We start from the raw sequence: 25,443 nt of genomic DNA on the forward strand, positions 1-25,443 counted from the left end.
GTGGACCCGGCCGTCGGGCTCCTGCTCCGGGCCACGGCCGCCTCCAGCCGCGGCGCCGCCGCGCTTGGCTACCCCGCCACCCCGCCCCCCGCGGCCTGCGCGGACAGCGCCCCGGAGCCCGACGACCGGTGGGCCGGCGCGGGCGGGGCGGACAGCGTCCGCGCCCTCCTCCGCGCCGAGGCCCCGGCCCTCCGGCGCTACGTGTCTACGATCGCGCCGTCCCCGCCGCCGCGCCCGCGGCTCCGCCTGGTCCGCTAGCGCCCGCGAGCGGGGCGGGGTGGTCTCTGTGGGCGGGGCGGGGTGTTGGGGCGAGAGAGCGCCGCGACCACGCCGCCTCCTGGTTTTTTTGCACCCGGCCGCTTAAGCGCTCGGCGCGGGGCCGGATAACAGGGGAGTGCGGCGGCGCCCCCGGCGGCCCCGCAACGACCCGCCCCGCCCCCCGGCCCCCATGGAGAAGTCCACCCCGATCGGCCTCGTCGCCGCCTGCGTCCTCGTCTTCGGCACGATCCTCATGGGGGACGGCTGGCAGACGTTCGTCGACGTCCCGTCGATCGTCATCGTGGTCGGGGGGACGGTCGCCGCGCTCCTGGCCGCGTTCACGCTCGAGCAGGTCAAGGGCGTGCCGGGCGCACTGAAGTCGCTCTTCGGGTACACCCCGCCCGCGCTCGACGGGCTCATCGCCGAGTTCGTCGAGCTCGCCCGGCTCGTCCGCCGCGACGGGCTCCTCGCCCTCGACCGCCGGCTCGGCGAGACCGAGGACGACCTGACCCGGTTCGGGCTCGAGATGGCCGTCGACGGGATCGGCCCCGAGGAGGTCGACGACCTCATGCAGACGCGGATCGACCGGGATGTGGGCGGGGCCATGTTCCTGGTCAAGTTCTTCAACACGGCCGGCACCTACGCCCCGGCGTTCGGGATGGTCGGGACGCTCATCGGGCTCATCCAGATGCTCCAGAACCTCAGCGACCCCACGGCCATCGGGCCGGCCATGGCCGTCGCCATGATCACGACGTTCTACGGCGCGTTCCTCGCCAACGCCGTCTTCCTCCCGCTCGCGAACAAGCAGAAGGAGCAGGCCGAGGTCCTCATCAAGCAGTGCGACGTGACACGTGAGGGCGTGCTCGGGCTCGTCCGCGGCGACAGCCCGACGCTCATGGAGCGCCGGCTCCGCCAGTACGTCGGCGGCGAGGGCGGGGAGGCCGAGGCGCCCCCGGCCGACATGAAGCTGGCCGCCTAGCGCGCCGCCCCGCCCGCACCGACCCGTCGCGCCCGACGCCGCCCCCGCCCGATGCCCCGCCGCCCCCGCCGCCCGCCGCCCGAAGACGACCAGCCGACGGCCCCGTTCTGGATGGCCACCTTCAGCGACATGGTCACGCTGCTGCTGGCCTTTTTCGTGATGCTCGTGGCCATGTCCGAGGTCGAGGTCAAAAAGTTCGAGGAGGCCCTGAGCTACTTCCACGGGCACACCGGGATGCTCCAGAACGAGATGGCCCTCGTGGCCGGCCCGACGACGCCGGCCACGGCCGAGAACCAGGCGGTCCAGCAGGCCGAGCGCTACGAGGAGCTTCTAGAGCGGCTGGAGGAGGCCGGGCTGAGCGACGCCGTCGAGGTCTCGCTCACGACCGAGGGCGTCCACGTCACGATGCTGGACTCGGTCATGTTCGCGTCCGGGACGTCGGCCCTGCTCCCCGACGCCGAGCGCGTGCTGGCCGCGCTCGCCGCCGTCGTCGCCCCCGACGTCCAGAGCGTGTCGGTCGAGGGCCACACCGACTCCGTGCCCATCCAGACGGCGACGTACCCGTCGAACTGGGAGCTCTCGACGGCCCGCGCCGCGTCGGTCGTCCGGTTCCTGCTCGCCCACGAGGGCGCCCTCGCGCCCGACCGCTACCGGGCCGCGGGCTACGCCGAGTTCCGCCCCCGCGACTCGAACGCGACCGCGCCCGGGCGCGCCCGCAACCGCCGTGTCACCATCCTTATCAGCACCGTCCCATGGCCGACGTCGTCGACCCCGATTCGCCCGTAGAGGCGCCCAAAAAGCGCAAGATCCTCCTGATCCTCCCCGTCGTCGCGCTCCTGCTGGGCGGCGGCGGCGGCTACTACCAATACCAACAGGCGACGGTCTCGGACGAGCCCGCCGCCGAGGAGGCGGCGGAGCTGATCGAGTACGGCCAGTTCGCCAAGGTCGACGGGATCATCGTCAACCCGGCCGAGTCGGGCGGGCGGCGCTACCTCATGGTCGACCTCGCGCTCGAGGCGGCCGACGAGGAGACGCTCGCCGAGGTGGGCGCCCACGAGGTCGTCATCCGCGACGCCATCGTCCGCCTCCTCGGCGAGCGGACGGTCGACGAACTGGCGGCCGTCTCGGGACGGGCGGCGCTAAAGGACACGATCCGGGCACACGTGAACGGGATCGTCACGGGCGAGATCGACCGGCTCTACTTCACGCAGTACGTGCTCCAGTAGACGTCCCACAGCGGCGCCGCCCCGCCTCACGGCGAGGGCGGGGCGGGCACGTCCGGCGCCACGGGCGGGGTGGACACCTACGGCGCTCCGGCGCGCGGACCGCCCCGCCCCACGGCGAGGGCGGGGCGGTCGGGCTCCGCGGCGTGCTCCCACGGCGAGGGCGGGGCGGCGGGCTGACTACGCCACGGTCACGGCCGGGACCGGGCTCACCGCTGCCAGCCGCCGGTCACCCGTCACCAGCAACGCGCAGGAAGGCGTGCGTGCGCCCGCTGAACGGCCCGCCCGCAAGTCCGTGCCCGGACGTCCCGCCCCGCCCGCGCGTGACGGCTCCCCGTGCCCCACCCCGCCCCGCCCTCTCCAGGCCGCCCCGAAATGCACCGCCCCGCCCGCTGGAGCAGCGGGGCGGGGCGGACTCGGACCAGGCGGCTCCGGGCGGGGTGGAGCCGGGCGGGGCGGCGGCGCTACGAGACGCGCGACGGGCCGCTGGGGAAGATGACGTGGTGCGAACGCTGCGCCTCGCTCTGCTTCGCGGTGAGCGCCTGGCGCACGACGTCCATCAGCTCGTCGACGGCGAACGGCTTGGCGAGGTAGTAGTCGGCCCCGGAGATCCGGCTCCGGCTCTCGCCGAACGGGCTCGCGTTGCCGGTCATCATCACGATCGGGACGCCCTTCGTCTCGGGCCGCTCGCGGAGGGCCTGGGCCGTCGCGTAGCCGTGGCCGTTCCGCATGTGGACGTCGCAGAGCACGAGGTCGGGGCGGCGCTCGCGGGCGAGCTCGAGGCCCTCGACGCCGCTCGACGCCGTCAGCACCTCGTGCTCGCTCTGCTCGAGCACGAAGGAGACCGTGTTCGAGAACAGCTCGTCGTCGTCGATGATCAGGATGGTCGCGGGCATGGCGTGGCGTGGGGGGTGGGAAGGCGAGAGGCAGGCGGCGCGGGCGGGGTGGCGAGGACCTCGTCGAGGGCCTGGAGGAGGGCGCCGGCCTGGAACGGCTTGGGGAGGAAGCCGGCAAAGCGGGCGCCGCCCGCCGCGGCCTCGTCGGGCGTCGTGAGCCCGCTCATCCCGATCACCGGGAGGCCCGGATCGCGCTCGTTCAGCGCACGGGCCAGCGCTGGGCCGTCCATGACCGGCATCATCATGTCGGTGAGGACCGCGCAGACGGGGCCGTGGGCGTCGAGCTGGTCGAGGGCGTCGGCGCCGTGGGCGGCCGGGACCGGGCGGTAGCCGTGGGACGCGAGGACGCCGCAGGCCGCGTCGCGCATGGCCGCGTTGTCGTCGACCACCAGGACCGCCCCGCCCGCGTCGGCCAGGGGCTCGGCCGCCCCGCCCCCGGACACCTCGGGCGGGGCGGTCGCCTCGGCCGCCGGGAGGAACACGTCGAACCGAGTCCCCGCCCCCTCGGCGCTCTCGACTACGACGAACCCGCCGTGCCCCTTGACGATGCCGACCACGTTGGCCAGGCCGAGCCCGGTGCCTCCTTCCTTCGTCGTAAAGAACGGGTCGAACACCCGGTCGAGCACGTCGGGCGGCATGCCCACGCCGGTGTCCGAGACGGTGACGCGGACGAAGCGGCCCACGCGCCCGTCCCGGTACCGCTCGGCCTCGGCCGCGTCGACAGTGCGGTCCTCGACGGCGACCGCGAGCGCGCCCCCGCTCGGCATCGCGTCGCGCGCGTTGATGGTCAGGTTCATCAGCACCTGGTGGAGCTGCGTCGGGTCGGCGACGACGTGCGGGAGGTCGTCGGCGACCGCGAGGTCGAGGGCGACGTTCGACGGGAGCGTCTCCTGGAGGATCTGGCCGACCTCGTCGACGAGCGGCACGACGGACACCGGCGCCCACTCGCCGCGCGCCCCGCGCATGTAGCTGAGGAGCTGGCGGACGAGGCCGGCCCCGCGCGTGGCCGCGCTCTCGAGCGTGCCCAGGAGCTTGCGCGTCGCGTCGTCGTCGCCGGCCCGCATCGCGAGCAGCTGGAGCGACATGAGGATCGGGCCGAGCACGTTGTTGATGTCGTGGGCGATGCCGCCCGCGAGCCGGCCGAGGTCCTCGACGCGGCGCGCCCGGAGCAGGAGCGCCTTCCGCTCGCTCACGTCCGTGTTAACGACGAGGATCGAGCCCAGGTCGTCACCCTCGCCCTCGACGAACGTCCACCGGCTCTCGACGACGATGTCGGTGCCGGCCCGCGTCCGCTGGCGGAGCTCGCCGGCCCACTCGCCCTCGGCGAGCGCCGTCCCGAAGGCCTCGGCGTGGCGCGTGTCGAGCGGGGCGCCGAGGAGGTCGCGGATGTCGCGGCCCAGCCACTCGACGGGTCCCCAGCCGTAGAGCTGCTGGGCGCTCCGGTTGGCGTAGGCCGTGACGCTCTCGGCGTCGAGGACCCAGATGGCGTCCTGGGCGCGGTCGAGGAGCGTGCCGAGCTGCGTGATCCAGCGCTTGTCGTGGCGGCGCTGGCGGATCTCGACCTCGAGCTGCTCGCTGGTCTCGGCCAGCGCCGCCGTCCGCTCGGCGACCCGCTCCTGGAGCCGGTCCTTGTCCTGGCGCAGCCGCTCGGCGGCCTCCCACTCCTCGGTCGCGTCGCGGACCACCTTGCCGAACCCGCGGAGCCGGCCGGGGCCGCCGTCCGCGCCGGGCTCGTCGCGGAGGGCCGTGACGGTCCCCGAGACCCAGAACCGGGACCCGTCTTTGCGCACGCGCCAGCCCTCGGTCGTCGCCGAGCCCTCGGCGGCCGCCCGGCGGAGGACCTCGTCGGGGACGCCGGCTGCGACGTCGTCCGACGGGTAGAACGCGCGGTACGGGAGGCCGATGGCCTCGGCCGCCGTGTAGCCCTTGAGCCGCTCGGCCCCGGCGTTCCAGGTCTCGATGCGGCCCCCGGCGTCGATCAGGAAGATGGAGTGGTCGCGGACGCCGTCGATGAGGAGCCGGAGCTGCTCCTCGCTCTCGCGGAGCACGACCCTGGACTCCTGCCGCTGGACGGCCGCGCCGAGCGACGCGGCCACGACGCGGAGCGCGTCGACCTCGGCCTCGGCCCACGTCCGCGACGGGTCCCCGGTCTCGAGCCCGAGCACGCCCCACCACTCGCCCCCGGCGAGGACGGGCACGGCGACGACGGACGCGGACCCGCGGGAGGCGAGCCGCCGGCGCTCGGGCTCGGGCGCCTCGCTGGCCCGCACCGTCACGGTCTCGCCCCGCCCGAGGCGCTCGGCCCACCACGCGGCCACGCCGGGCGGGGCGGCCGCGCGCGCGCCGGCGGCCCACGCCTCGACGCCCGGCGCCGTCCACTCGCCGACCGCCCCGCCCCGCCCGCCGGGGGCGGGGCGGGCGCCGATGACGTAAGCCCGGCTGGCGCCGGTCGACCGGCCGAGGTGGGCGAGGAGCGCGTGGAGCTCGTCGTCCCAGGCCGCGCCCCGGAGAAAGTGGAAGTCGGCCGCGCGCCGCAGCGCGTCGGCGGCGGCCCCGGCGCCTTCGAGGATGGCCTCGCGGCGGCGGCCCGTCTCCTCGGCCCGGTGGCGCTCGGTCGCGTCGGAGACGAAAGCCGTCAGGCCGCGGGCGTGGGGGCAGACCCGGACGTGGAACCACGCGTCGCCCTCGCTGGAGCCCATCTCGAACTCACCGGGGCGGCCCTCGCGGGCCGCGCGGCGGCACGCCGCGGCCAGCCGCGCCCCGCGCTCGCCCGGGACGAGGGCCTCGATCGTCGTCCCGACGAGCGCGTCCGCCCCGCCCCCGGCGAGCGCGGCGGCCTGAGCGTTGAGGTAGGTCAGCCGCCCCGCCCCGTCGAAGGCGAAGAGCGCCTCGCCCATGCCCTCGAGCACGTGCTCGGCCTGCTCCTTCTCGGCCGCCAGCGTCCGCTCGGCCTCCCGGCGCTGGGCCACCTCGCGGCGGAGCTCGAGCTCGACCACGACCGTCGCCGCGAGGTCGCGGAGCGGGCCGAGTTCGGGGGCCTCGCGCGGCTCGACGTCGATCACGCAGAGCGTGCCGACGCAGTGGCCGTCCGGCGTCGTGAGCGGGGCGCCGGCGTAGAACCGGACGCCGGCCGGGCCGGCGACGAACGGGTTGTGGGCAAACCGAGGGTCGACCTGGGCGTCCTCGACGACGAGAGGCGCGCCGGACCGGATGACCGGGTCGCAGAAGGAACCGCGCCGCGGCGCCTCACACAGGTCAGCGCCGACGGCCGCCTTGAACCACTGGCGCTCGCTGTCGAGGAACGAGATGAACGCGATGGGCACGTCGAACAGGGCCGCCGCGAGCCGAGCTACCCGGTCGAACGACTCCTCGGGCGGGGTGTCGAGGATCGCGTAGCGGTCGAGCGCCACGAGCCGGGCGGCCTCGCCGGGCGGGGCGGGGCGGGCGACGACCGCGCCGGGGCGGACGGCGGCGGGAGCGCTGGGGCGGGCCAGGGCGGGGCGGGGCGGCCTCACGACTGGATGCGGTAGCAGGAGGCCCGGCCGTAGGCGACGCGCTCGAACGCCGGGTCCAGGTTGAGCGTGGTCTCCGACGCCCCCAGGAAGAGCGACCCGTCCGGGCGGAGCACGCGGCGGATCTGAGCCAGGATGTCCTGCTTGGTCTCGGTGTCGAAGTAGATGAGCACGTTGCGCATGAACACGATGTCCATCTTGGGGAGCAGCGGCCACGGCTCGATCAGGTTCATCACGCGGAACTCGGCCATCTCGCGGAGCGGCGCCTTGATCCGCCACATCGGCCCGGCCTGCTCGAAGTTCTGGACGAGCTGGCGGGCGGGGAGGCCGCGGTTGACCTCGAGCGTGGTGTAGGCCCCGTCCCGCGCCCGCTCCAGCATCTCGGTCGAGAGGTCGGTCCCGAGGATCTCGACGTCCCAGCTCTGGAGCTCGGGGAAGCGGTCGCGCAGGAGCATGGCGACGCTGTACGGCTCCTGGCCGCTCGAGCACGCGGCGCACCAGATCCGCAGGCGGCGCTCGCCCGCCCGCCGCTCGATGAGCTCGGGGACGATGTGGTCCTGGAGGGCGTCGAACGGGTGGGCGTCGCGGAAGAACGAGGTCTCGTTCGTCGTCATGGCCTCGACGACGCGCGCGTGGAGGTCGCCGAACGGCTGCGACCGCAGCTGGCCGACGAGATCGCCGATGGAGTCCAGATCCTCGCGGCGGACGATCGGGGCCAGCCGTGACTCGAGGAGGTACTCCTTGCCCTCGTCGAGGACGATCGCGGAGCGCTCGCGGACGAGGGCGCGCACGTAGGAGGAGTCGTGGACGGCGAGGGACATGGGAATCGGTACGGGACGAGTAAAAGACCGTTAGGGAAAAATGTCTCTCTCCTCCCCGAGCCCGGGCAGGAGAGAGCGCCGGCGGGGTCAGCCGGTGCCGGCCAGGGCGGGGCGGCGCGCGACGCGGTCTTCGACCTCGGCGGCCACGCAGCCGAGCGGGACGACGGCGTCGGCGAGGCCCGCGCGGACCACGGCGCCGGGCATGCCCCAGACGACCGACGTGGCCTCGTCCTGGGCGACCACGCGGGCGCCGGCCCGCGTCAGGTGCTCGGCCCCGACGCGGCCGTCGTGGCCCATGCCCGTCAGCACGACGCCCAGCGCGTTCCGGCCCCAGACGGCCGCGGCCGAGCGGAACAGGACGTCGACGGCCGGCCGGCAGTTGTTCTCGGGCGGCTCCTCCTGCGTGCGGAGGCGGACCGCCCCGCCCTCGCGGACGACGTCGAGGTGGAGGCCGCCGGGCGCGATCCACACGGTCCCCGGCGTGGGTACGTCGCCGTCGGCCGCCTCGCGGACCGTGAGCGCCGAGGCCCGGTCGAGACGTTCGGCCAGCGACTTCGTGAACAGCGGGGGCATGTGCTGGACCACGAGGACCGGCACCGGGAAGTCGGCGGGGAGCGCCGGGAGCACCTCGACGAGCGCGTTCGGCCCGCCCGTCGAGACGCCGACCACGACGGCGTCGACGCGCGACGCGCGCCCGGACGCTGCGCGGACGGGCGGGACGGCGGGCGGGGCGGACTCCGAGGCGGTCCGGCGGCGCCCGAGCGCCTTCACCTTGGGCACCAGCTGCTCGCGAACCTGCTCGCGCGCGTCGAGGATGCCGCTCGTGTTCGTCGGCTTGGCCACGTAGTCGCGGGCGCCCAGCGCGAGCGCGTCGAGCGTCGTCGACGCGCCCCGCTCGGTGAGCGAGCTGAACATGATGACCGGGAGGTGCGGGTGCTCGTCGCGGAGCACGCGGAGCGTCTCGAGCCCACCCATCACCGGCATCTCGACGTCGAGCACGACGACGTCGGGGGCCACCATCGGCACCTTCTGTAACGCCACGCGGCCGTTCGGGGCCGTCGCGGCGACGGTGATCTCGGGGTCGGCTTCGAGCACGTCGGACACCAGCTTTCGCACGATCACGGTGTCGTCGACGACCAGGACGCGGATCGGGGCCATCACGAGGTCGGGTGGAGGTCGAGCCCGGCGAGCCGGAGCTTCTGGTCGAGGACGTCGCGCGTGAACGGCTTCATCACGTACTCCGTGGCGCCGGCGTTGAGGGCCGCCGCGACGCTCCCGACGCCTGACTCGGTCGTGACCATTACGACCGGGACGCGATCGAAGGCAGCGTCGGCGCGGACGGTCCGGACGAACTCGAGCCCGTCCATGACCGGCATGTTCCAGTCCACGAGCATGACGTCGACCGCCCCGCCCGTGCGGAGCCGGCCGAGGCCCTCACGGCCGTCGGCGGCCTCGGCCACGTCGAAGCCGAGCGCCGCCAGGTGAGCCCGAACGACGGCGCGGACCGTTCGGGAGTCGTCGATGATGAGCGCGCGCATGGGCGGGGTGGGTAGAGGCCGCCCCGCCCCGGGGCGGGGCGGGCGGCGTGGAAAGGGGCCGCCCCGCTCGGGGCGGGGCGGGGCGGCGCGCGGGGTCAGGCGTACTGGAACTTGGCGACCACCTGCTGGAGCGTCGCCGCCATGCGGGCCAGCTCCGTCGAGGCCTGCTGGCCGTCGCGGGCGCCGCCCGAGGTGCTCTCGGCGGCCTGGGCCACGCCCGTGATGTTCTCGGCGATCTCGGTGCTCCCGCGGGCGGCCTCGTTCACGTTCCGGGCGATCTCGGCGGTCGTCGCGCTCTGCTCCTCGACGGCGCTCGCGATCGTGCCCTGGATGTCGTTGATCTGGCCGATGATTCCGCCGATCTGGCCGATGGCCTGCACGGCGTTCTGGGTGTCGCCCTGGATCGTCTCGATCTTTTGCCCGATGTCCTCGGTCGCCTGCGCCGTCTGCTTGGCGAGCTCCTTGACCTCGTTGGCGACGACGGCGAAGCCCTTGCCGGCCTCGCCGGCGCGGGCGGCCTCGATCGTCGCGTTGAGCGCGAGGAGGTTCGTCTGCTGCGCGATCGACGTGATGACCTTGATGACGTTGCCGATCTCGACCGAGCTCTCGCCCAGCTTCGAGACGGTCGCGTTCGTCCGCTCGGCGGCGGCGACGGCCTCGGCCGCGATGCGGGCGGCGTCGGCGGCGTTGCCGGCGACCTCCTTGATCGAGGCCGACATCTCCTCGGCGCCCGTCGCCACGGTCTGCACGTTCTTGTCGACCTGCTCGGCGGCCGAGGCGGCGGCGCCGGCCTGGCCCGACGTGGTCTCGGCGTCGGTCCCCATCTGGGTCGAGATCGAGCTCATCTCCTCGGACGCCGCCGCGAGGTGCTGGGCGTTCTCTGCGATCTGGCCGACATCGGTTCGCAGGCCGGCGAGGAACTGGCGGAGACCCTCGGCCATCTGGCCGATGGTGTCATCGCCCTCGACGTCGATCTCCTGCGTGAGGTCGCCCTGGGCCGCGGCCTGAACGGTCTGGAGCATCTGCTCTACGCTCTGCTCGAGCCGGAGCCTCGCCTTTACCCGGTCCGAGATGTCGCTGGCAAACTTGACGATCTTGATCAGCTCACCGCTGCGGTTGTAGATCGGGTTGTAGGAGGCCTGGATCCAGACTTCTTCGCTGTCCTTCCCGATCCGACGGAACTCGCTGGCCTGGTACTCGCCGCGGGCGAGGGCCTCCCAGAACTGCCGGTACTCGGCGCTCTGGGCGTGTTCGGCGTCCACGAACATCCGGTGGTGCCGGCCCTCGATCTCGTCCAGCGTGTAGCCGAGCGTCTGGAGGAAGTTGTCGTTGGCCGTGCGGATCGTCCCGTCGACGTCGAACTCGATGACGGCCTGTGCCCTCCCGATGGCCTCGATCTGGCCTTGGAAGTCAGCGTTCTGTTCGAGGAGCGCGTTGAGCTCGTCCTTGATCTGGCTAAAGTGCTCGGTCCGGTCGGTGCCGGGGTCGGCCTCGATGACCGTAACGTCCATCCCGAACGACTCGACGGTGCTCAGGAGGAATGAGTCGGCGATGGCCTGTAGGTCGAGGTTCCAGACCTTCTGGAGCGCCTCCATCGCGCGATCGACGTACTCGGCGTCGGGGTGCTCCCGGCCCAGGTGCTCGCGCGTGAGCCGGCCCAGCTCGGAGTACGCCCCGGCGTACCACTTGAACGGGAGGTTAATCCGGTCGTGGACCTTCCCGATGTGGAGCCGCGTCTCGAAGTACGCCACGTCGTAGCCGCTGGCGGCACCGGCGAAGCAGCCTGTGAAGTAGCCGGTCTGGGCTGTTTCGAGGTGCTGGCGAAGCGAACCGAGCGTGTGGCCGCCGGTCTCAGCGAACGACTCGAAAAAGCGGACGGTCGGGCCAAACTCGAACTGCCAGTCGTAGAACTCGCGGACGACTTCGGGGCCGTGCTCCTCGGCCCACGGCGTGAGCTCGGCGAGGATCTGGAGTTCGGCGTCGCCGAGGCGGATAAACTGGCGGCGGAGGTCGAGCGTCTGCTCATCGATCCCAAACCTGTCGGCGAGCGGGTGGCCGCCCCTGGTCGGGCGGGCGGGGCGCCCCGGGGCGGGGCGGGTGGCGGCGATGCGGCCGGTGTGTCCGTTGGTGCGGAGCGTTTCCATGGTCGGGGGGGCGGGGTTTGTGCGGGGGGAGAGCGCGGCGCGCGTTAAGCGCGGGCGGGGAGGTTCAGCGTGCGGTCGGCGTCCATCACGAGGAGGAGCTGGCCGTCGAGCTTGTAGACGCCGGTGACGACGTCGCGCACGCGGCCGGTGAGGGTCTCGGGCGGCGGTTCGAGGGCGTCGGCGGCCGGCTCGACGACGTCGCCGATCTGGTCGACGAGCAGGCTCACGGTGTCGTCGCCGGCCCGGACGATCACGTTCATGGGCTGGTCCTCGGGGGCGAGTCCGTCGAGCGGGCGCTCGGCGAGCCCGAGCCGGAGCCGGAGGTCGACGGCAGGGACGACCTGGCCGCGGAGGTTGATGAGCCCGCGCGTCTCGGGCGGGGCGAGCGGGACCGGGGTCATCTCCTGGAACCGGAGGACCTCCTGGACCTGGAGGACGTCGACGCCGAAGTGGAGGCCGTCGAGCGAGAACGTGCAGAGCTGCATGTGAGCGGCGTCGGCCGCGGGCGAGGGCGTCATAGCGAGGCGAGGTCGAAGGCGGGGGCGGGCGGGGCGGTGGCGGCGCCGTCGCCGGACGGGACGGCGGCGCCGGCGGCCTTCCCGACGAAGTGATCGACGTCGACGAGTTCGGTCACGCGGCCCTGGACCACGGCCACGCCGGCGAGCCCAGCCGCGCCGGCCGCCCGGCGCTGGACCTCGACGGCGTCCTCGACGATGTCGACGACGGCGTCGACGACGAGCCCGACGGGCGCCCCGCCCCGCTCGCAGACGACGACCTGGAGCGGGTCCGAGGCGGCGTCGGCGCCGAGCAGGCGGACGAGCGGCATGAGCGCGCCGCGGTACTGGACGAGCTCCTCGTCGCCGGCCCGCTCGACGCGGTCGGCGGCGATCTCTTCGAGGCGCGAGACGGCGGCGAGCGGGAGGGCGAGCCGGTCGTGGCGGCCAGCGCGAGCGAGCAGCAGCGACTCCCGGTCGTCGGCGCGCGCGCGGTCGGCCTCGGCGGCCACGCGGCCCTTGGCCTCCTCGGAGAGCACGCGGGCGCGCTCGGCGAGCCCGAGCACGTCGAGGATGAGCGCGACCCGGCCGTCGCCCATGATCGTGGCCCCGGCGTAGGTCGCGAGCGCCTTGAGCTGCGTGCTCAGCGGCTTGACGACGATCTCCTCGGAGTCGACGACCTCGTCGACCACGAGCCCGAACGTCTGCTCGTCGGCCTGGAGCACGACGATGTTGAGCGGGGTGGGCTCGTCGCCGCCGGGCTCGCCGTCGCCGGGCGGGGCGGGGGCCAGGAGGCCGGGGCCGAGCCCGAGCTGCTCGGCGAGCGAGACGAGCGGGAGCAGCTTGCCGCGGAGCCGGTAGACCGGCGCGTCGTGGATGGTCTCGATGCCGGCCCCGACCGCCCCGCCCTCGAGGCGGACGAGCTCGAGGAGGTTGACCTGGGGGATGGCGAACCGGCTGCCCCCGGCCTTGACGAGGAGGGCCGGGATGATGGCGAGCGTGAGCGGGATCTTGATGCGGAAGGTGGTCCCGCGCCCGAGCCGGCTGTGGACGTCGACGGTCCCACCGATCTTCTCGATGTTCGTCTTGACGACGTCCATGCCCACGCCCCGCCCCGAGATGTTGCTGACGGTCTGGGCCGTCGAGAAGCCGGGGAGGAACACGAGGTGGAGCGCCTCGCGGGCGCTCATGGCCTCGGCCGCCGACGCGCTGATGAGCCCGCGCTCGACAGCCTTCGCCTTCATCTTGTCGGGGTCGATGCCGCCGCCGTCGTCGACGATCTCCATGTTGACTTGGCCGCCCTCGTGGTAGGCCCGGAGCAGGAGGAGCCCCTCGGCCGGCTTCCCAGCCGCCTCGCGCTCGGCCGGCCGCTCGACGCCGTGGTCGCACGCGTTGCGGACGAGGTGCGTGAGCGGGTCCTTGATGGCCTCGATAATCGTCTTGTCGAGCTCGGTGTCGGCCCCCTCCATCTCAATCTGGATCTCCTTCTCGCACTCGACGGCGAGGTCGCGGACGATGCGGGGGAACTTGTTCCAGACGTTCCCGATGGGCTGCATCCGCGTCTTCATGACGCCCTCCTGGAGCTCGGTCGTGAGGAGGTTGAGGTGTTGGGACGGCACGAGCAGCTCGGCCTCGTCGCGGGCGTTGGCGTACTGGAGGATCTGGTTCCGCGTGAGGACCAGCTCGCCGACGAGGTTCATGAGCCCGTCGAGCAGGTCGACGTCGACGCGGATCGTGCTGTCGGCCGCCGACACACGGGCGGGGGCTTCGGACGACGCCGCGGGCGGGGCGGGCGCTGCGGGCGGGGTGGGGACCGCGGGCGGGGCGGGCGCCGGAGCCGCCCCGCTCGGCGCCTCGGCGGGCGGCGTGGCCTCCGCGCTCTCGTCGGCCTCGGCCACCCCGCCCGGCTCGTCGGCCGGCGGGGCGGGCGGGGCGGGCGCGGCGCCGGCGGGCTCGTACGTGCCGTCGCCGTGCATGACGAGCAGGCCGGCCTTGTTGAGCGCCGTGAGGTGGTTGCGGACGGTCCCCTCGGTGACGCCGCGCTCCTCGGCGAGCTGGTCGATGGGGATGGGGCCGCCGGCGTCGGCGTGGAGCCAGCGGAGCACGGCGAACGTCTCGTCGGGGCCGGGCGAGCCGGTCCCCGCGGGCGGGGCGGCGGGGCGGGGCGGGGCCGCCGCGCTCGGGGCGTCGGGCGCCGCGTCGGCCGCGGGCGGGGCGGCGCCCGGCTCCTCGGCGGGCGGGGCGGTGTCGGCCGGCTCCTCGGCGGGCTCGGGCGGGGCGTCGCCGGACTGGAGGGCCTGGAGCGTGGCGACGAGGGCCGAGAAGTCGTCGTCGCCCTCGGTGCCGTCGGCCTCGACGTGGGCGAGGATCCGCCGCATGGCGTCGAGCAGCGACAGGAGCGCCGCGGCCAGCGCCGCGCTCGGCTCGACGGCCCCGGTGCGGAGCAGGTCGAGCAGGCTCTCGCCCACGTGCGTGATGTCGACGAGCTTGTTGTAGCCCAGGAAGCCGCTCGTCCCCTTCACCGTGTGGACCCCGCGGAAGATGCGCGAGAGGAGCTCGGCGTCGCTCTCCCCGCGCTCGAGCGCGAGGAGGTCGTTGTCGAGGGCGTCGAGGATTTCCGAGCACTCGACGAGGTACTCCTGGACAAGCTCCTCCATAGGGGTTCGGGGCGGGGGGGGGGACGGGCGGTTCCCCCACCCTATCGGCCTGGCCGCCCCGCCCCCTTAACCGGCGGCCCCTTTTTTTCTCGGGGGCGGGCCAGCCCTTAAGGGGCGGGGCGGCGCGCCGATACCGCCGCCTCACGTTCCCCCACCCCGCCATGAAATTCCTCGTCGTCGACGACTCGTCGACCATGCGGCGCATCGTCTCCAACGCGCTTCGCGACCTCGGCTACACCGACATCGTCGACGCCGCCGACGGAGTCGAGGGTCTCGCCCAACTCGAAGCCGCCCGCCCCGACTTTCTCGTCACGGACTGGAACATGCCCAACAAGAACGGGCTCGAGCTCACGCAGGCCGTCCGGTCCCACCCCGAGTTCAGCGAGCTCCCGATCCTCATGATCACGACGCGTGGCATGAAGGAGGACGTGGTCGCCGCCATGCAGGCCCGCGTCAACAACTACGTCGTCAAGCCCTTCACGGCCCAGGTCCTGGGCGAGAAGATCGACGCCATCCTCAAAACCGCGTAAGCCCATGCCCACGGCCTCGAACCCCGCCCCCATCCTGGACCGGCTCGTCGAGCTCCGCACGGTGTTCGAGGCCGGGCAGCGCGCGGTCTCGTTCGCCGAGGAGCTCTCGTCGCTCATCCTCGACGTGCTCCCGCTGCTCTCCGAGATCGACGGGTCGCTCCGCGAGAGCGCCGGCCAGATGCCGGAGGCCACGCTCCAGATCCAGAGCGTGACCGAGGCGACGGAGGTGGCGACGACCGAGATCCTCGACCTCGTCGACGCCGTCCGCGCCCGGCTCTCGCCGCCCGCCCCGCCCGACGGTCCGCCCGGGGCCGCCGACCGGCTCCGCAGCCTGCTCCGCGACCGCCTGGACGACGCCGCCCTCCTGGCCGACGCCGAGGCGCTCCTCGACGAGGCCGACGCCGACGAGGCCGCCCGCGCCGAGGCCGAGGCCGCGCGGCTCGACGCGGCCCGGCGCGACCTCGACCGAATCCTCGTCTCGCTCCAGGTCCAGGACATCACGGCCCAGCAGCTGGCCTCGGTCAACCACCTCATCGAGTCGGTCCGCTACCGGCTCAACAAGCTCGTCCGCTGGGTCTCGGCCGAGGGCGGGGTGGCGCCCGACGACGACGGCCCGCCGGTCGACGCCGGCACGTTCGACGCCGACGCCCGCTACGTGCGCCCGGACTCGCTCCAGGCCGACGTCGACCGCGCGGCGGCCGAGGCGCTCGCGTCTGGCGACGGCGCCTCCGCGGCGGCCGGCCCGACGAGCCAGGACGACATCGACGCCCTGTTCGGCGCCTGACGCCGGCGGCCCGACCGTTCTGCCGCCCCGCCCCGCCCCTCCGGCGCGGGCGGGGCGGCTCGTTTGGGCAACCCCGCGAGGCGCCCGCGGGCGGGGCGGACGGCGGCGTTCGTCGCCCGGCCGCCGAGGGCGGGCGCTGCGCGGACCGGCACTCGCCGCGCGAGGCGCCACCCCGCCCCGCTCGCCACCAAGTTCTGTGCAGAGAGAGCGGACGCGCCGCCGCCGCCGAGGGCGGGGCGGCACCTGGCGACCGCCCCGCCCGGGCACATTTTTCCGGCCGCCCGTGCCGGGGCGCCCGCCACCGCTGCGGACGCCGCTCCTGACGGCGAGCCCGCGTTGGCACGCCGCTTGGTGTCCCGCGGGACCCCGCCCGGCCGCCCCGGCCACCCCGCCCGCCCGCATGTCCAAGACCCTCAACCAGGCCGAGATCGACTCCCTGCTCAGCGGCCAGCTGGGGGGCGAGCCGCCGCCGCCCGGCGGGGGCGGGGCGGGCGCCGCCGCGGCCCGCGTGTCGCCGTACGACTTTACGCGGCCCCGCCTGTTCTCGCAGGAGCAGATGCGGGTGCTCCAGCGGGTCCACGAGCTGTTCGCCCGCGACATCTCGGTCTACCTCTCGTCCCAGCTGCGGACGATGGTCGAGGTCTCGCTCACGGCCGTCGGCCAGGTCACGTACTCCGAGTACGTGGCGTCGAGCGCGTGGCCGTCGGCGCTGTACATCGGCGAGGTCGAGGAGCTGGGCGACCGGCTCCTCTTCGAGATCGACCCGGCGTTCGTGATCTACACGGTCGAGAAGCTGTTCGGGGGTCCCGGGCACTTTCTGGAGGTCCCCCGCGAGGTCTCGAAGATCGAGCAGCGGATCATGAGCCGCGTGATCCGCAAGGCGTTCTCCGAGCTGGAGGCGGCGTGGGAGCAGGCCCACCAGGTCACGATCCACGAGGTCGGCTTCGAGAGCAACGCCGAGTTTATCCAGATCCTCCCGAGCATGGAGCCCGGGATCGTCGCGGCCTTCGAGATGCGGGTGCAGGGGCGCCTCGTCCCGCTCAACCTGTTCTACCCGTACTCGCTCCTTGACAAGATGGTGGGCGGGGCGGGCATGCGGCGGTGGGCGGCCAACGCGACCCAGGAGGTCCCGGCGCCCGTCCGCGACCAGTACGAGGGCGCCCTCCGGTCGATGGACGTCGAGCTCCGCGCCGAGCTCGGCCGGACCCGCCTCTCGATCTCCGACATCGCCGGGCTCCGCGAAGGCGACGTCATCCCGCTCCAGCGCTGGACGAAGGACCCGCTCCGCGTCACGATCGGAGAGCGCGAGACGCTCGTCGCCGCCGCCGGCCGCGCCGGCAAGCAGTACGCCCTCCGCGTCCTCGAGGTGCCGTCCGTGGCCCTCCACGCCCCTCCCCCTACCCCATGACTCCAGACGCCCTCGCCCCGCTCGTCGCGGAGGCCCAGGAAGCCCTCCGCTCGTTTTTCGCCGCGCTCCTCGGCGCCGACGCCCCGCTCGACGCCGGGCCGGCGGAGCCCACCGACGATCCGGCTGCGCCTGAGGGCGCCGTCGTCCTGGGCGGCGTGCCCGCGGGCGGCGCCCCGTTTGCCGTCGTGCTGGAGGCGGGGTGGGCCGCCCGGCTCGCCGAGGCCATGGTCGGCGGCCCGGTCCCGGACGACGAGGCGGGCGACCTGCTCGGCGAGGCGGCAGGCCAGGCCTACGGCGCGCTCCGCACGCACCTCGCCGCCGACGGCCACGAGTTGCCCGAGGCCGCGTTCTCGGTCGCGGCGCCCGAGGACATCGCCGGCCTCGGCTGGCGGGTCCCGTTCTCGCTCGCCGACGAGGGCGGCCCGCTCGCGGGCGCCGTCTTCCTCGCCGACGAGGTTGTGTCCGCCCCGCCCCCGACCGAGGCGGGCGCCGCCCCGCCCGACGCCGCGCCGCCGCAGGCCGCTGCGCCCCCTGAGGCGCCCGCCCCGCCCGTCGCGGTTGCGGCGGCCGCGTTCGAGGACCTAGGCTCCGAGGCCATCGGCGACGGCGCGGCCCCGGACCTCCACCTGCTCTCGGACGTCGAGCTCGAGGTCACGGTCGAGCTGGGCCGCCGCCGGCTCCCGCTCGCCGACGTCCTCCGCCTAACGACGGGGAGCGTGGTCGAGCTGGACAAGATGGTGGGGCAGCCGCTGTCGGTGTTCGCCAACGGCCGGCTGATCGCCGAGGGCGAGGCGGTCGTGATCGACGACCAGTTCGGCGTGCGCGTGACGGGGCTGGCCTCGACCCCGCGTCCGCGCACGGCGCTCGTCTAGGGCGCCCTCCGGCTGGGTACGGGGTACCGGGTACTCGGTACGGGTGCGGTTCGGCCGTTTGGTACGGGAGGAGTCGCCCTCCTGGCTGCGCCGGCCTCACGGTTGTCCAGGAAGAGAACGTCCCTGCCGACGTCGACGACCTCCCCGCCCGGCGATCGCGGCTTGACGAGGCAGTCCGGCCACGGATCCGGCACCTCGGACTCCGCCCCATCCTGCACGCTGGGGGCGGGGTGGGCGCCTGAGGCGGGGCGGACAAGACCCGAGAGGCGCGCGGTCACACGGCGCACGCGGAGCCAGCGCAGCGCCACGCCCAGGGAAGCCCGCCGGACGCCACCCCGCCCGCGGCCGAATGTTCCGGGCGGGGCGGCACCGTTTTCGCCAGAGTGGGGGGAGACCGCCGAGGCCACCCTGCGCCCCGTCGGACGCGCCCGCCCCGCCCCCTTTTGCCGCCCCTCCGGCACGATGTTCCGCCTCCCCTCCCTTCCGGCCTTCTCGCGGCGCCCGCTGAGCCCGTGGCGCCGCGCGGCCCTGTTCGGAGCCGGCCTGCTCGTCCTGTGGCTCGCCCTCCAGCTGGCGCCCGGCGCTCCGGCGCCAGCGCCGTCCGAAGCCCGTCCGGCCGACGTTGCCGAGCGGCTCCCGGTCCGCGACGGCGCCGGCCCGGTGGCCGCCCACCCCGCCCCGCGCGAGCGGGCGGGGCGGGGGCTGCTGAGCGTGGGCAACCTCGCGGCCCTGCTGCTGCTGGCCGGGGGCGGGGCGTGGGCCGTCTTCCTGCGCCACCGCCCGTCGGCGGGCGGGGCGGAGGGACCCGCGCCCACGCTCCGGTCGCTCGACGCGCTCGCGCTCGCGCCGGGCCAGTCGCTCCGGCTCGTCGCGGTCGGCGACGAGGTGCTGCTGCTGGGGCTCGCCCAGGGCGGCGTCTCGCTGATCCGCCACTATGCCGCGGGCGAGGCCCCGGCCCTGGCGCCCGCCCCGCCCGACGCCGACACCGCCGCGCTCGCCCCGCCCGACGCCACCGCGCCCGCGGCCACCGCCCCGCCCCGCGCTCCCGGTTTTGCCGACCTCCTGCGCCACGCCCAGACCGCCCCGGTGCACCATGGATAGCGCCGCGCCCCGCTGCCGCTGGGGGCTGTGCGCCCTCGGCCTGCTGCTCCTCGCCGCCGGCCCGGCCCTCGCGCAAGAGGCGGGCGGGGCGGGCGCCTTCCCCGCGCCGACGGCCGCGGCGCCGCCCGACGCCGCCCCGCCCACGACCGAAGTCGAGCCCGGCGACGGCACGCCCGCCGACCCGGGCGCGCGGGCGCTCCCCGGCCTCCGCCTGACGCGCGACGGCGAGGACTACGAGCTGCCGATCCAGCTCCTCCTGATGCTCACGGTGCTCACGCTGGCGCCGTCGATCATGCTGCTCATGACCAGCTTTACGCGGCTCATCGTCGTGTTCAGCATCCTGCGGACGGCGCTCGGGATGCAGCAGTCGCCGCCGAACCAGGTCCTCATCGGGCTCGCCCTGTTCCTGACGCTGTTCATCATGGCCCCGGTGATCTCCGACGTCAACGACAACGCGCTCCGGCCGTACCTCGACGGCGAGATCTCGCAGGAGGCCGCGTTCGAGGTCGCCGCGGCGCCGACCAAGGAGTTCATGCTCGCCCAGACCGGCGACGACGACCTCCTCCTGTTCATGGACATGGCCGGCGTGCAGTCGTTCGCCTCGGCCGTCGACGTCCCGCTCCACGTGCTCGTGCCGGCGTTCGTGATCTCCGAGCTGCGGATCGCCTTCCAGATCGGGTTCATGGTGTTTATCCCGTTCCTCATCGTCGACCTCATCGTGGCGAGCGTGCTGATGTCGATGGGCATGATGATGCTCCCGCCGGTCATGATCTCGCTCCCCATCAAGCTGCTCCTGTTCGTGCTCACGGACGGGTGGCACCTCCTCGTCGAGTCCGTCGTCCGCGGCTACATCGGCGCCTAGAGGGTACGGGGTACGAGGTACGAATGTCCTCCCCGCCCCGCCCTCGTCGAACGTCGCTCTGTACCTCGTACTCCGTACCCCGTACCCCCATGAATAGCGACGTCGCGCTTTACTGGCTCCAGCAGGGGATCCGGGTCTCGCTCCTGGTCGCCGCGCCGATGCTGGCCGTGGCCCTCGCGGTCGGGCTCCTGACGAGCCTGTTCCAGGCCGTGACTTCGATCCAGGAGATGACGCTCTCGTCGATCCCGAAGCTCCTGGCCGTCGCCGCGGTCCTCATCCTGCTCGGGCCGTGGATGCTCCAGCACCTCGTCGACTTTACGACGAGCGTGTTCGCGTTCATCCCGAACGTGTCGCGCTAGTGCGGGTCCGAGCCGCCGCCCGCGTCGTGGCGTCCCCCGCCGGGGCGGGGCGGGGCGGGGTGCGCCCGTCCGCCGACCGCCCCGCTCAGGCCTCGGCGCCGGCGAGCGGGGCGGGGTGGTCCTGCGCGCGATGACGATCGAGGCCGACACCGTTTTCCGGGTGCTCCTCGTGTTCGTGCGCGTGGGCGGGCTGTTCGTGGCGGCCCCTTTCTTTAGCCGGCCGTTCATCCCGGTCCTCGTCAAGGTGATGCTGGCGGCCCTGCTGGCGTTCGTGCTCGCGGGGTTCGCCGCCGGCCCGCTGCCGGCCCACGTCGAGCACCCCGTCGGCTTCGCCGTCGCCCTGACGATCGAGGCGGCGACGGGACTGCTGCTGGGGTACGGCGCGCGGTTCGTCTTTTTCGCGGTCCAGACGGCGGGCGAGGTTATCGGCTTCCAGATGAGTTTGAGCATGGCTCAGGCCTACAGCCCGACGGCCGACGGGAGCGCCGGACCGATCGGCCAGCTCCTCTCGGTCACGTTCCTGCTCCTCTTCCTGCTCCTGGACGGGCCGGCTCATTTGGTCCGCGCGCTCGTGGGCTCGTTCGAGGTGATCCCGCTTGGGGGCGCGCGCCTCACCGCGGGCGGGCCGCTCCTGATCGAGTGGACGGGGGCCTTTTTCGCGACGGCCCTCCGGCTGGCCGCCCCGTTCATGGTCGCGCTCCTGCTCCTCGACGTGGCGCTGGGCATCTTCGCCCGCGTCGTGCCCCAGGCCGACCTGTTCGCGATCAGCCTGCCGGCCAAGCTCGTGCTCGGGATCGCGGCGCTCTTCGTGTTCGCTCAGGGGTTCGTCGCGCTGGCGCCGTCGCTGCTGGACGGCGTCATCCGCGACCTGGCGGAGATGGTGCGCGCGCTGGCGCCCTAGCCCCGCCCCGCCCCGCCCCGCGAACAGCCTATCGGGCGGGGTGGTCGCTACAAACAACCCGCCCGACGCTTTCGCATCGGGCGGGCCGGCAAGCAGGGAGGTCCCTGTTTTGTAGAGTCACCCGGCGGGGCCGAGTGCTGCGCCCAAGGTACGGCGGGGCGGGGACGCTCGGCAAGCGTGCCCCGCCCGCCGGGGGCGGGGCGGATCCCACGACCGAGCCGAGCGGTTCCGGTGCGACAGCGCCGCCCCGCCCATGGCCGCCCCGCCCATGACTGCCCCTCTACACGCCCGCCCGATCGGCGTGGTCGGCGGCGTCGGTCCGCGGGCGGGGCTCGACCTCGTGCAGAAGGTCCTGGCCGCGACGCGCGCTGAGCGCGACCAGGACCACCTGCCTCTCACGCTGCTCTCGCACCCCCACCGGATCCCAGACCGGACGGCGTTCCTGCTCGGCCACGACACCGAGAACCCCGGCGAAGCCATCGCCGACCTCGCCAGCGCCCTCGTCGACGGGGGCGCCGAGGTGGTCGGCGTCCCGTGCCACACGGCCCACGCCGCGGCCGTCTTCGACGTGGTCCGCGAGCGCGTGGCGGGGCGGTGCACGCTCGTGGACATGGTCGAGGAGGTCGGCCGCGAGATCACCGAGCGTTTTCCCCGCGCCCGCCGCGTCGGCGTCCTGTCGACGACGGGGACCATGGCCGCGGGCGTGTACCCGGACCGGCTCGGGCCGCTCGGGCTCGAGGTGCTGCAGCTCCCCCCTGCCCTCCAGCAGACGACGGTTCAGCCGGCCATCTACGACCCGACGTACGGCCTCAAGAGCGTGTCCGACCCCGTCAGCGCTCGGGCTGCGGGCGGCCTCCAGAGCGGGCTCGACCACCTCCTTCGGGGCGGGGCGGAGGTCGTCGTGCTCGCCTGCACGGAGATCCCGCTGGCGCTCCGCGAGCCGACCGTAGGGGGCGTCCCGCTCCTCGACGCCACGGCGGTGCTCGCCCGCGCGCTTGTCCGCGAAAGCTGCCCGGCCGCGCTCACCGATCCATGAGCGAGCGGGGCGGCGCCACCCCGCTCCCATGTCGGCAGCGGTAGACTCCCGCCCCGCCCCGCCCCCGACGCTGTGACCCGCCTCTCGGTCTGGACCGCCGCCCTCCTGCTCGCTGCGACGGCTGCCCACGCGCAGAGCGGGGCGGAGCGGCCACGGGCGCGGGACGTCGGCGTCGTCGTTGGCATCCTGCCGCCGGGGCCGCTCGACGCGATCACCGACGTCGCAGGCGTGCGCGTGGGCCACGCCACCGTCGTCGAGGGCGACTCGGTGCGGACCGGCGTGACGGCCCTCCTGCCCCACGGCGGCAACGTGTACCGCGAGCCGGTGCCGGCGGCCATCGTCGTCGGGAACGGGTACGGAAAGCTGCTCGGGGTGACGCAGGTCCGCGAGTTGGGCGAGATCGAGACGCCCATCCTCCTGACGTGCACGCTCTGCGTCTGGACGGCGGCCGACGCGCTCGTCGACCTCCTGCTGGCGGCGCCGGGCATGGAGGAGGTCCGGTCGATCAACCCGGTCGTGGGCGAGACGAACGACGGGTTCCTGAACGACATCCGCCGCCGCCCCATTCGCCCGGAGCACGTGGCCGAGGCGCTCGCGGCCGCCTCGGGCGGGGCGGTCGCCGAGGGCGCGGTCGGCGCGGGCACCGGCACCGTCGCCTTCGGCTGGAAGGGCGGCATCGGGACCAGCTCTCGCGCCGTGCCGCCGGCGCTCGGGGGCGGCACGGTGGGCGTCCTCGTGCAGTCCAACTTTGGCGGCGTGCTCACGGTCAACGGGGCGCCCGTCGGGCGGGAGTTGGGGCCGTTCGCCTTCCAGAGCGGGCTCGGCGAGAGCGCCGACGGCAGCATCATGATCGTCGTCGCCACCGACGCGGCCCTCGATGCCCGCCTGCTGGAGCGCCTCGCGTCGCGGGCGCTGGCTGGCCTCGCGCGGACCGGCGCGAGCCTCACCAACGGCTCGGGCGACTACGTCATCGCGTTCTCGACGGCCCGGAGCGGCGAGCCCCTCGTTCCCAACAGCGCCATGTCGCCCCTTTTCCAGGCGGTCGCCGAGGCGACGGAGGAGGCCGTCTACAACTCCCTGTTCCGGGCGACGACGGTAGCGGGGCACCGGGGCACGGTCGAGGCGCTCCCGCTGGACCGCGTGCTGGAGGTGCTCGACGCGTACGGCGTCCGCGGCTGGGACCGCTCGCTCCCACCGGGCGGGGACCGCTAGCCGGGGGCGGGGTGGCCGCGTTGCGCCGGCGCGTCCACCGCCCCGCCCTCGCTTCGAGCGGGCGGGGCGGAACGCGCGTCCTCCCGCCGTTGGGTTCAGTCGCGGAGCGTAACCTCGCCGCCGGTCCCCGCCCCGCCCTCGGTCGCCGCGAGCGCGGCGGCCGTCTCGACGAGGCGGACGAACTCGGCGCGGTCGCCGTGCGGGTCGGCGCCGCGGGCCGCCCGCGCGAGCGCGAGGGCGTGGTCGTAGCTCGCGCCCGGGGCGTGGTCGCTCCGCCGGAGCAGGAGGCCGGCCTCGGTCACGGCGACCGCCCAGCGCCCGGCCTCGGACGCCTGCGCGAGCGGCACCACCCCGCCCGCGACCGGGACCGCGAGGCGGACGCTCTCGTCGGCGAAGGTGCCGGCGGTCGTCGCCGGCTTGTAGCGGAGGCTGACCGTCAGCCACTCGCCGGACCGGGCGGGGCGGTCGGGACGCACGGACTCGCGCGGCGCCTGGTACTTGAGCGCGTCGACCCCCGCCGACGGCACCGCGACGCCGACCGGGACGACCTCGTAGAGCGCGGTGACGGTGTGGCCCGCGCCTAGCTCGCCGGCGTCCTTGCGGTCGTCGTTGAAGTCCTCGGCCGCGAGCGTCCGGTTCTCGTACCCGATCAGCCGGTAGCCCGCCACGCGCGCCGGGTTGAACTCGACCTGGAGCTTGACGTCCTTGGCAATGGCGAAGAGCGTGCCCCCGAACTCGCGGACGAACACGCGCTCGGCCTCGCGGACGCCGTCGATGTAGGCGTAGTTGCCGTTGCCGTGATCGGCCAGCGTCTCCATCTTCGAGTCCTGGAGGTTGCCGGTCCCGAACCCGAGCACCGACAGCATCACCCCGCCCTCGCGCTCCTGCTCCACGAGCCGCTTCATCTCGGCGTCCGACGAGACGCCCACGTTGAAGTCGCCGTCGGTGGCCAGGACCACGCGGTTCGTGGCGCCGGCGTCGAAGTGCTCGCGGGCAACCCGGTACGCGAGGCGGAGGCCCTCGGCGCCGCCCGTCGCCCCGCCCGCCTGGAGCCGGTCGAGCGCGGCCAGGATGCGGCCCTTCTCGGTCCCCGGCGTGGGCTCCAGCACGACGCCCGAGGCGCCGGCGTAGACGACGATCGCCACGCGGTCCTGCGGCCGCATCTCGCGCACGAGGAGTCGGAACGCGCGCTGGAGCAGCGGGAGCTTGTCGGGCGCGCTCATCGACCCGCTCACGTCGAGGAGGAAGACGAGGTTGGCCGGCGGGAGGTCGTCGGTCTCGACGCGCCGCCCCTGGAGCCCGATGCGGACGAGGTGGTGGTCGGGCGCCCACGGCGCCTCGGTCACCTCCGTCGTCACGGCGAACGGGTGCCCGCCCCGCCCGTCGGCCGCCGGCCCGGGCAGGCCGTAGTCGAACGCGTTCACGAGCTCCTCGATGCGGACGGCGTCGGGCGGCGGGAGCCGGCCGTCTTCGAGGAACCGCCGCGTGTTGGCGTAGCTCGCGCGGTCGACGTCGATCGAGAACGTCGAGAGCGGGGTGGCCGCGACGGTCTTGAAGCCGGCCTCGTCGATCGGCGCGTAGCCCTCGCGGTTGTAGTCCCGGTCGGGCGCGCGCATCGGCTGCCCGCCGGCGCTGAGCGGGGCAGTGTAGGCCATGCCCCGGGCCTGGGGCGGGGCGGGGGCCGCCGCCGGGGCGCCCACCATGTCGGCCGCCACGGCCCCGCCGCTGACGTGGTCGACTTCGGCGGCGTCGGGCGTCTCCTGCGGCGGGTGGGACGTCCCGCACGCAGCCAGGACGAGGGCGAGCACGAGCAAAACGAGCGGGCGGATCATAGCGGATGCGTGGGCGGGGTGGTC

Annotated in this window: 22 protein-coding genes and 1 pseudogene; 14 read left to right on the forward strand and 9 right to left on the reverse strand. The window is 74.3% G+C overall.

Annotation, left to right across the window (positions count from 1 at the left end):
* The 4 genes and pseudogenes from RM540_RS05705 to RM540_RS05720 form a co-directional block, all read left to right on the forward strand.
* Positions 1–258: pseudogene (locus RM540_RS05705) on the forward strand (hypothetical protein); the annotation flags it as partial.
* A gap of 190 nt (positions 259–448) precedes the next feature.
* Positions 449–1,237 (forward strand): motility protein A, encoded by a 789-nt coding sequence (locus RM540_RS05710; RefSeq protein WP_311662584.1) that lies wholly within the window; start codon positions 449–451, stop codon positions 1,235–1,237.
* A 51-nt stretch (positions 1,238–1,288) separates the two neighbouring features.
* Positions 1,289–2,023: an OmpA/MotB family protein gene (locus tag RM540_RS05715; protein ID WP_311662585.1), complete on the forward strand. Its 735-nt coding sequence runs from the start codon at positions 1,289–1,291 to the stop codon at positions 2,021–2,023.
* Complete coding sequence (locus RM540_RS05720) at positions 1,990–2,463, forward strand: flagellar basal body-associated FliL family protein (protein WP_311662586.1); 474 nt, start codon at positions 1,990–1,992, stop codon at positions 2,461–2,463. The genes RM540_RS05715 and RM540_RS05720 overlap by 34 nt, the downstream gene beginning before the upstream one ends.
* Positions 2,464–2,924: 461 nt before the next feature.
* On the opposite strand, the gene RM540_RS05725 is transcribed toward RM540_RS05720, so the two are convergent.
* The 8 genes from RM540_RS05725 to RM540_RS05760 all read right to left on the reverse strand — a co-directional run bounded on the left by RM540_RS05725 (position 2,925) and on the right by RM540_RS05760 (position 14,522).
* Entirely contained in the window at positions 2,925–3,356 is a 432-nt protein-coding gene (locus tag RM540_RS05725) for a response regulator (RefSeq protein ID WP_311662587.1), read from the reverse strand.
* The gene (locus RM540_RS05730; RefSeq protein WP_311662588.1) at positions 3,338–6,871 is read right to left on the reverse strand and encodes a hybrid sensor histidine kinase/response regulator; all 3,534 of its coding nucleotides are present in this window, start codon (positions 6,869–6,871) and stop codon (positions 3,338–3,340) included. The genes RM540_RS05725 and RM540_RS05730 overlap by 19 nt, the downstream gene beginning before the upstream one ends.
* Positions 6,868–7,689, reverse strand: a complete 822-nt coding sequence (locus RM540_RS05735) for a CheR family methyltransferase (protein WP_311662589.1) — start codon at positions 7,687–7,689, stop codon at positions 6,868–6,870. Before RM540_RS05735 ends, RM540_RS05730 begins: the two co-directional genes overlap by 4 nt.
* An 87-nt stretch (positions 7,690–7,776) precedes the next feature.
* Positions 7,777–8,847, reverse strand: a complete 1,071-nt coding sequence (locus RM540_RS05740; protein ID WP_311662590.1) for a protein-glutamate methylesterase/protein-glutamine glutaminase — start codon at positions 8,845–8,847, stop codon at positions 7,777–7,779.
* Positions 8,847–9,227: a response regulator gene (locus tag RM540_RS05745; RefSeq protein WP_311662591.1), complete on the reverse strand. Its 381-nt coding sequence runs from the start codon at positions 9,225–9,227 to the stop codon at positions 8,847–8,849. Before RM540_RS05745 ends, RM540_RS05740 begins: the two co-directional genes overlap by 1 nt.
* A gap of 95 nt (positions 9,228–9,322) precedes the next feature.
* Positions 9,323–11,371 (reverse strand): methyl-accepting chemotaxis protein, encoded by a 2,049-nt coding sequence (locus RM540_RS05750; protein ID WP_311662592.1) that lies wholly within the window; start codon positions 11,369–11,371, stop codon positions 9,323–9,325.
* Between the two features lie 44 nt (positions 11,372–11,415).
* Positions 11,416–11,889 (reverse strand): chemotaxis protein CheW, encoded by a 474-nt coding sequence (locus RM540_RS05755; protein ID WP_311662593.1) that lies wholly within the window; start codon positions 11,887–11,889, stop codon positions 11,416–11,418.
* On the reverse strand, positions 11,886–14,522 hold the full coding sequence (locus tag RM540_RS05760; RefSeq protein ID WP_311662594.1) for a chemotaxis protein CheW: 2,637 nt from the start codon (positions 14,520–14,522) through the stop codon (positions 11,886–11,888). Before RM540_RS05760 ends, RM540_RS05755 begins: the two co-directional genes overlap by 4 nt.
* 161 nt (positions 14,523–14,683) lie before the next feature.
* Between RM540_RS05760 and RM540_RS05765 the strand changes: the two genes are divergently transcribed.
* The 10 genes from RM540_RS05765 to RM540_RS05810 all read left to right on the forward strand — a co-directional run bounded on the left by RM540_RS05765 (position 14,684) and on the right by RM540_RS05810 (position 23,587).
* Positions 14,684–15,052, forward strand: coding sequence for a response regulator (locus tag RM540_RS05765; RefSeq protein WP_311662595.1), 369 nt, complete (start codon positions 14,684–14,686; stop codon positions 15,050–15,052).
* A 4-nt stretch (positions 15,053–15,056) separates the two neighbouring features.
* Entirely contained in the window at positions 15,057–15,836 is a 780-nt protein-coding gene (locus tag RM540_RS05770; RefSeq protein ID WP_311662596.1) for a chemotaxis protein CheZ, read from the forward strand.
* A gap of 400 nt (positions 15,837–16,236) precedes the next feature.
* Positions 16,237–17,244: a flagellar motor switch protein FliM gene (gene fliM, locus RM540_RS05775; protein WP_311662597.1), complete on the forward strand. Its 1,008-nt coding sequence runs from the start codon at positions 16,237–16,239 to the stop codon at positions 17,242–17,244.
* Complete coding sequence (gene fliN / locus RM540_RS05780) at positions 17,241–18,116, forward strand: flagellar motor switch protein FliN (protein WP_311662598.1); 876 nt, start codon at positions 17,241–17,243, stop codon at positions 18,114–18,116. The genes fliM and fliN overlap by 4 nt, the downstream gene beginning before the upstream one ends.
* Positions 18,117–18,578: 462 nt before the next feature.
* The gene (locus RM540_RS05785; RefSeq protein WP_311662599.1) at positions 18,579–19,217 is read left to right on the forward strand and encodes a flagellar biosynthetic protein FliO; all 639 of its coding nucleotides are present in this window, start codon (positions 18,579–18,581) and stop codon (positions 19,215–19,217) included.
* Positions 19,210–20,079 (forward strand): flagellar type III secretion system pore protein FliP, encoded by an 870-nt coding sequence (gene fliP / locus RM540_RS05790; protein ID WP_311662600.1) that lies wholly within the window; start codon positions 19,210–19,212, stop codon positions 20,077–20,079. Before RM540_RS05785 ends, fliP begins: the two co-directional genes overlap by 8 nt.
* A gap of 89 nt (positions 20,080–20,168) precedes the next feature.
* Positions 20,169–20,438, forward strand: a complete 270-nt coding sequence (gene fliQ / locus RM540_RS05795; RefSeq protein WP_311662601.1) for a flagellar biosynthesis protein FliQ — start codon at positions 20,169–20,171, stop codon at positions 20,436–20,438.
* Positions 20,439–20,568: 130 nt separating this feature from the next.
* Positions 20,569–21,339 (forward strand): flagellar biosynthetic protein FliR, encoded by a 771-nt coding sequence (gene fliR, locus RM540_RS05800; protein WP_311662602.1) that lies wholly within the window; start codon positions 20,569–20,571, stop codon positions 21,337–21,339.
* A gap of 268 nt (positions 21,340–21,607) precedes the next feature.
* Positions 21,608–22,375 (forward strand): aspartate/glutamate racemase family protein, encoded by a 768-nt coding sequence (locus tag RM540_RS05805; RefSeq protein WP_311662603.1) that lies wholly within the window; start codon positions 21,608–21,610, stop codon positions 22,373–22,375.
* 105 nt (positions 22,376–22,480) lie between these two features.
* A complete protein-coding gene (locus RM540_RS05810; protein ID WP_349256299.1) occupies positions 22,481–23,587 on the forward strand; it encodes a DmpA family aminopeptidase in 1,107 nt (368 codons plus the stop codon).
* A 95-nt stretch (positions 23,588–23,682) separates the two neighbouring features.
* Here the strand turns inward: RM540_RS05810 and RM540_RS05815 are convergent, their stop codons facing one another.
* Positions 23,683–25,419 carry a vWA domain-containing protein gene (locus tag RM540_RS05815; protein WP_311662605.1) on the reverse strand — a complete coding sequence of 579 codons (1,737 nt, stop codon included), beginning with the start codon at positions 25,417–25,419 and terminating at the stop codon, positions 23,683–23,685.
* Positions 25,420–25,443 lie beyond the last annotated feature (24 nt).

It is taken from the genome of Rubrivirga litoralis (genome assembly GCF_031846415.1).
GTDB classification, from domain to species: domain Bacteria; phylum Bacteroidota; class Rhodothermia; order Rhodothermales; family Rubricoccaceae; genus Rubrivirga; species Rubrivirga litoralis.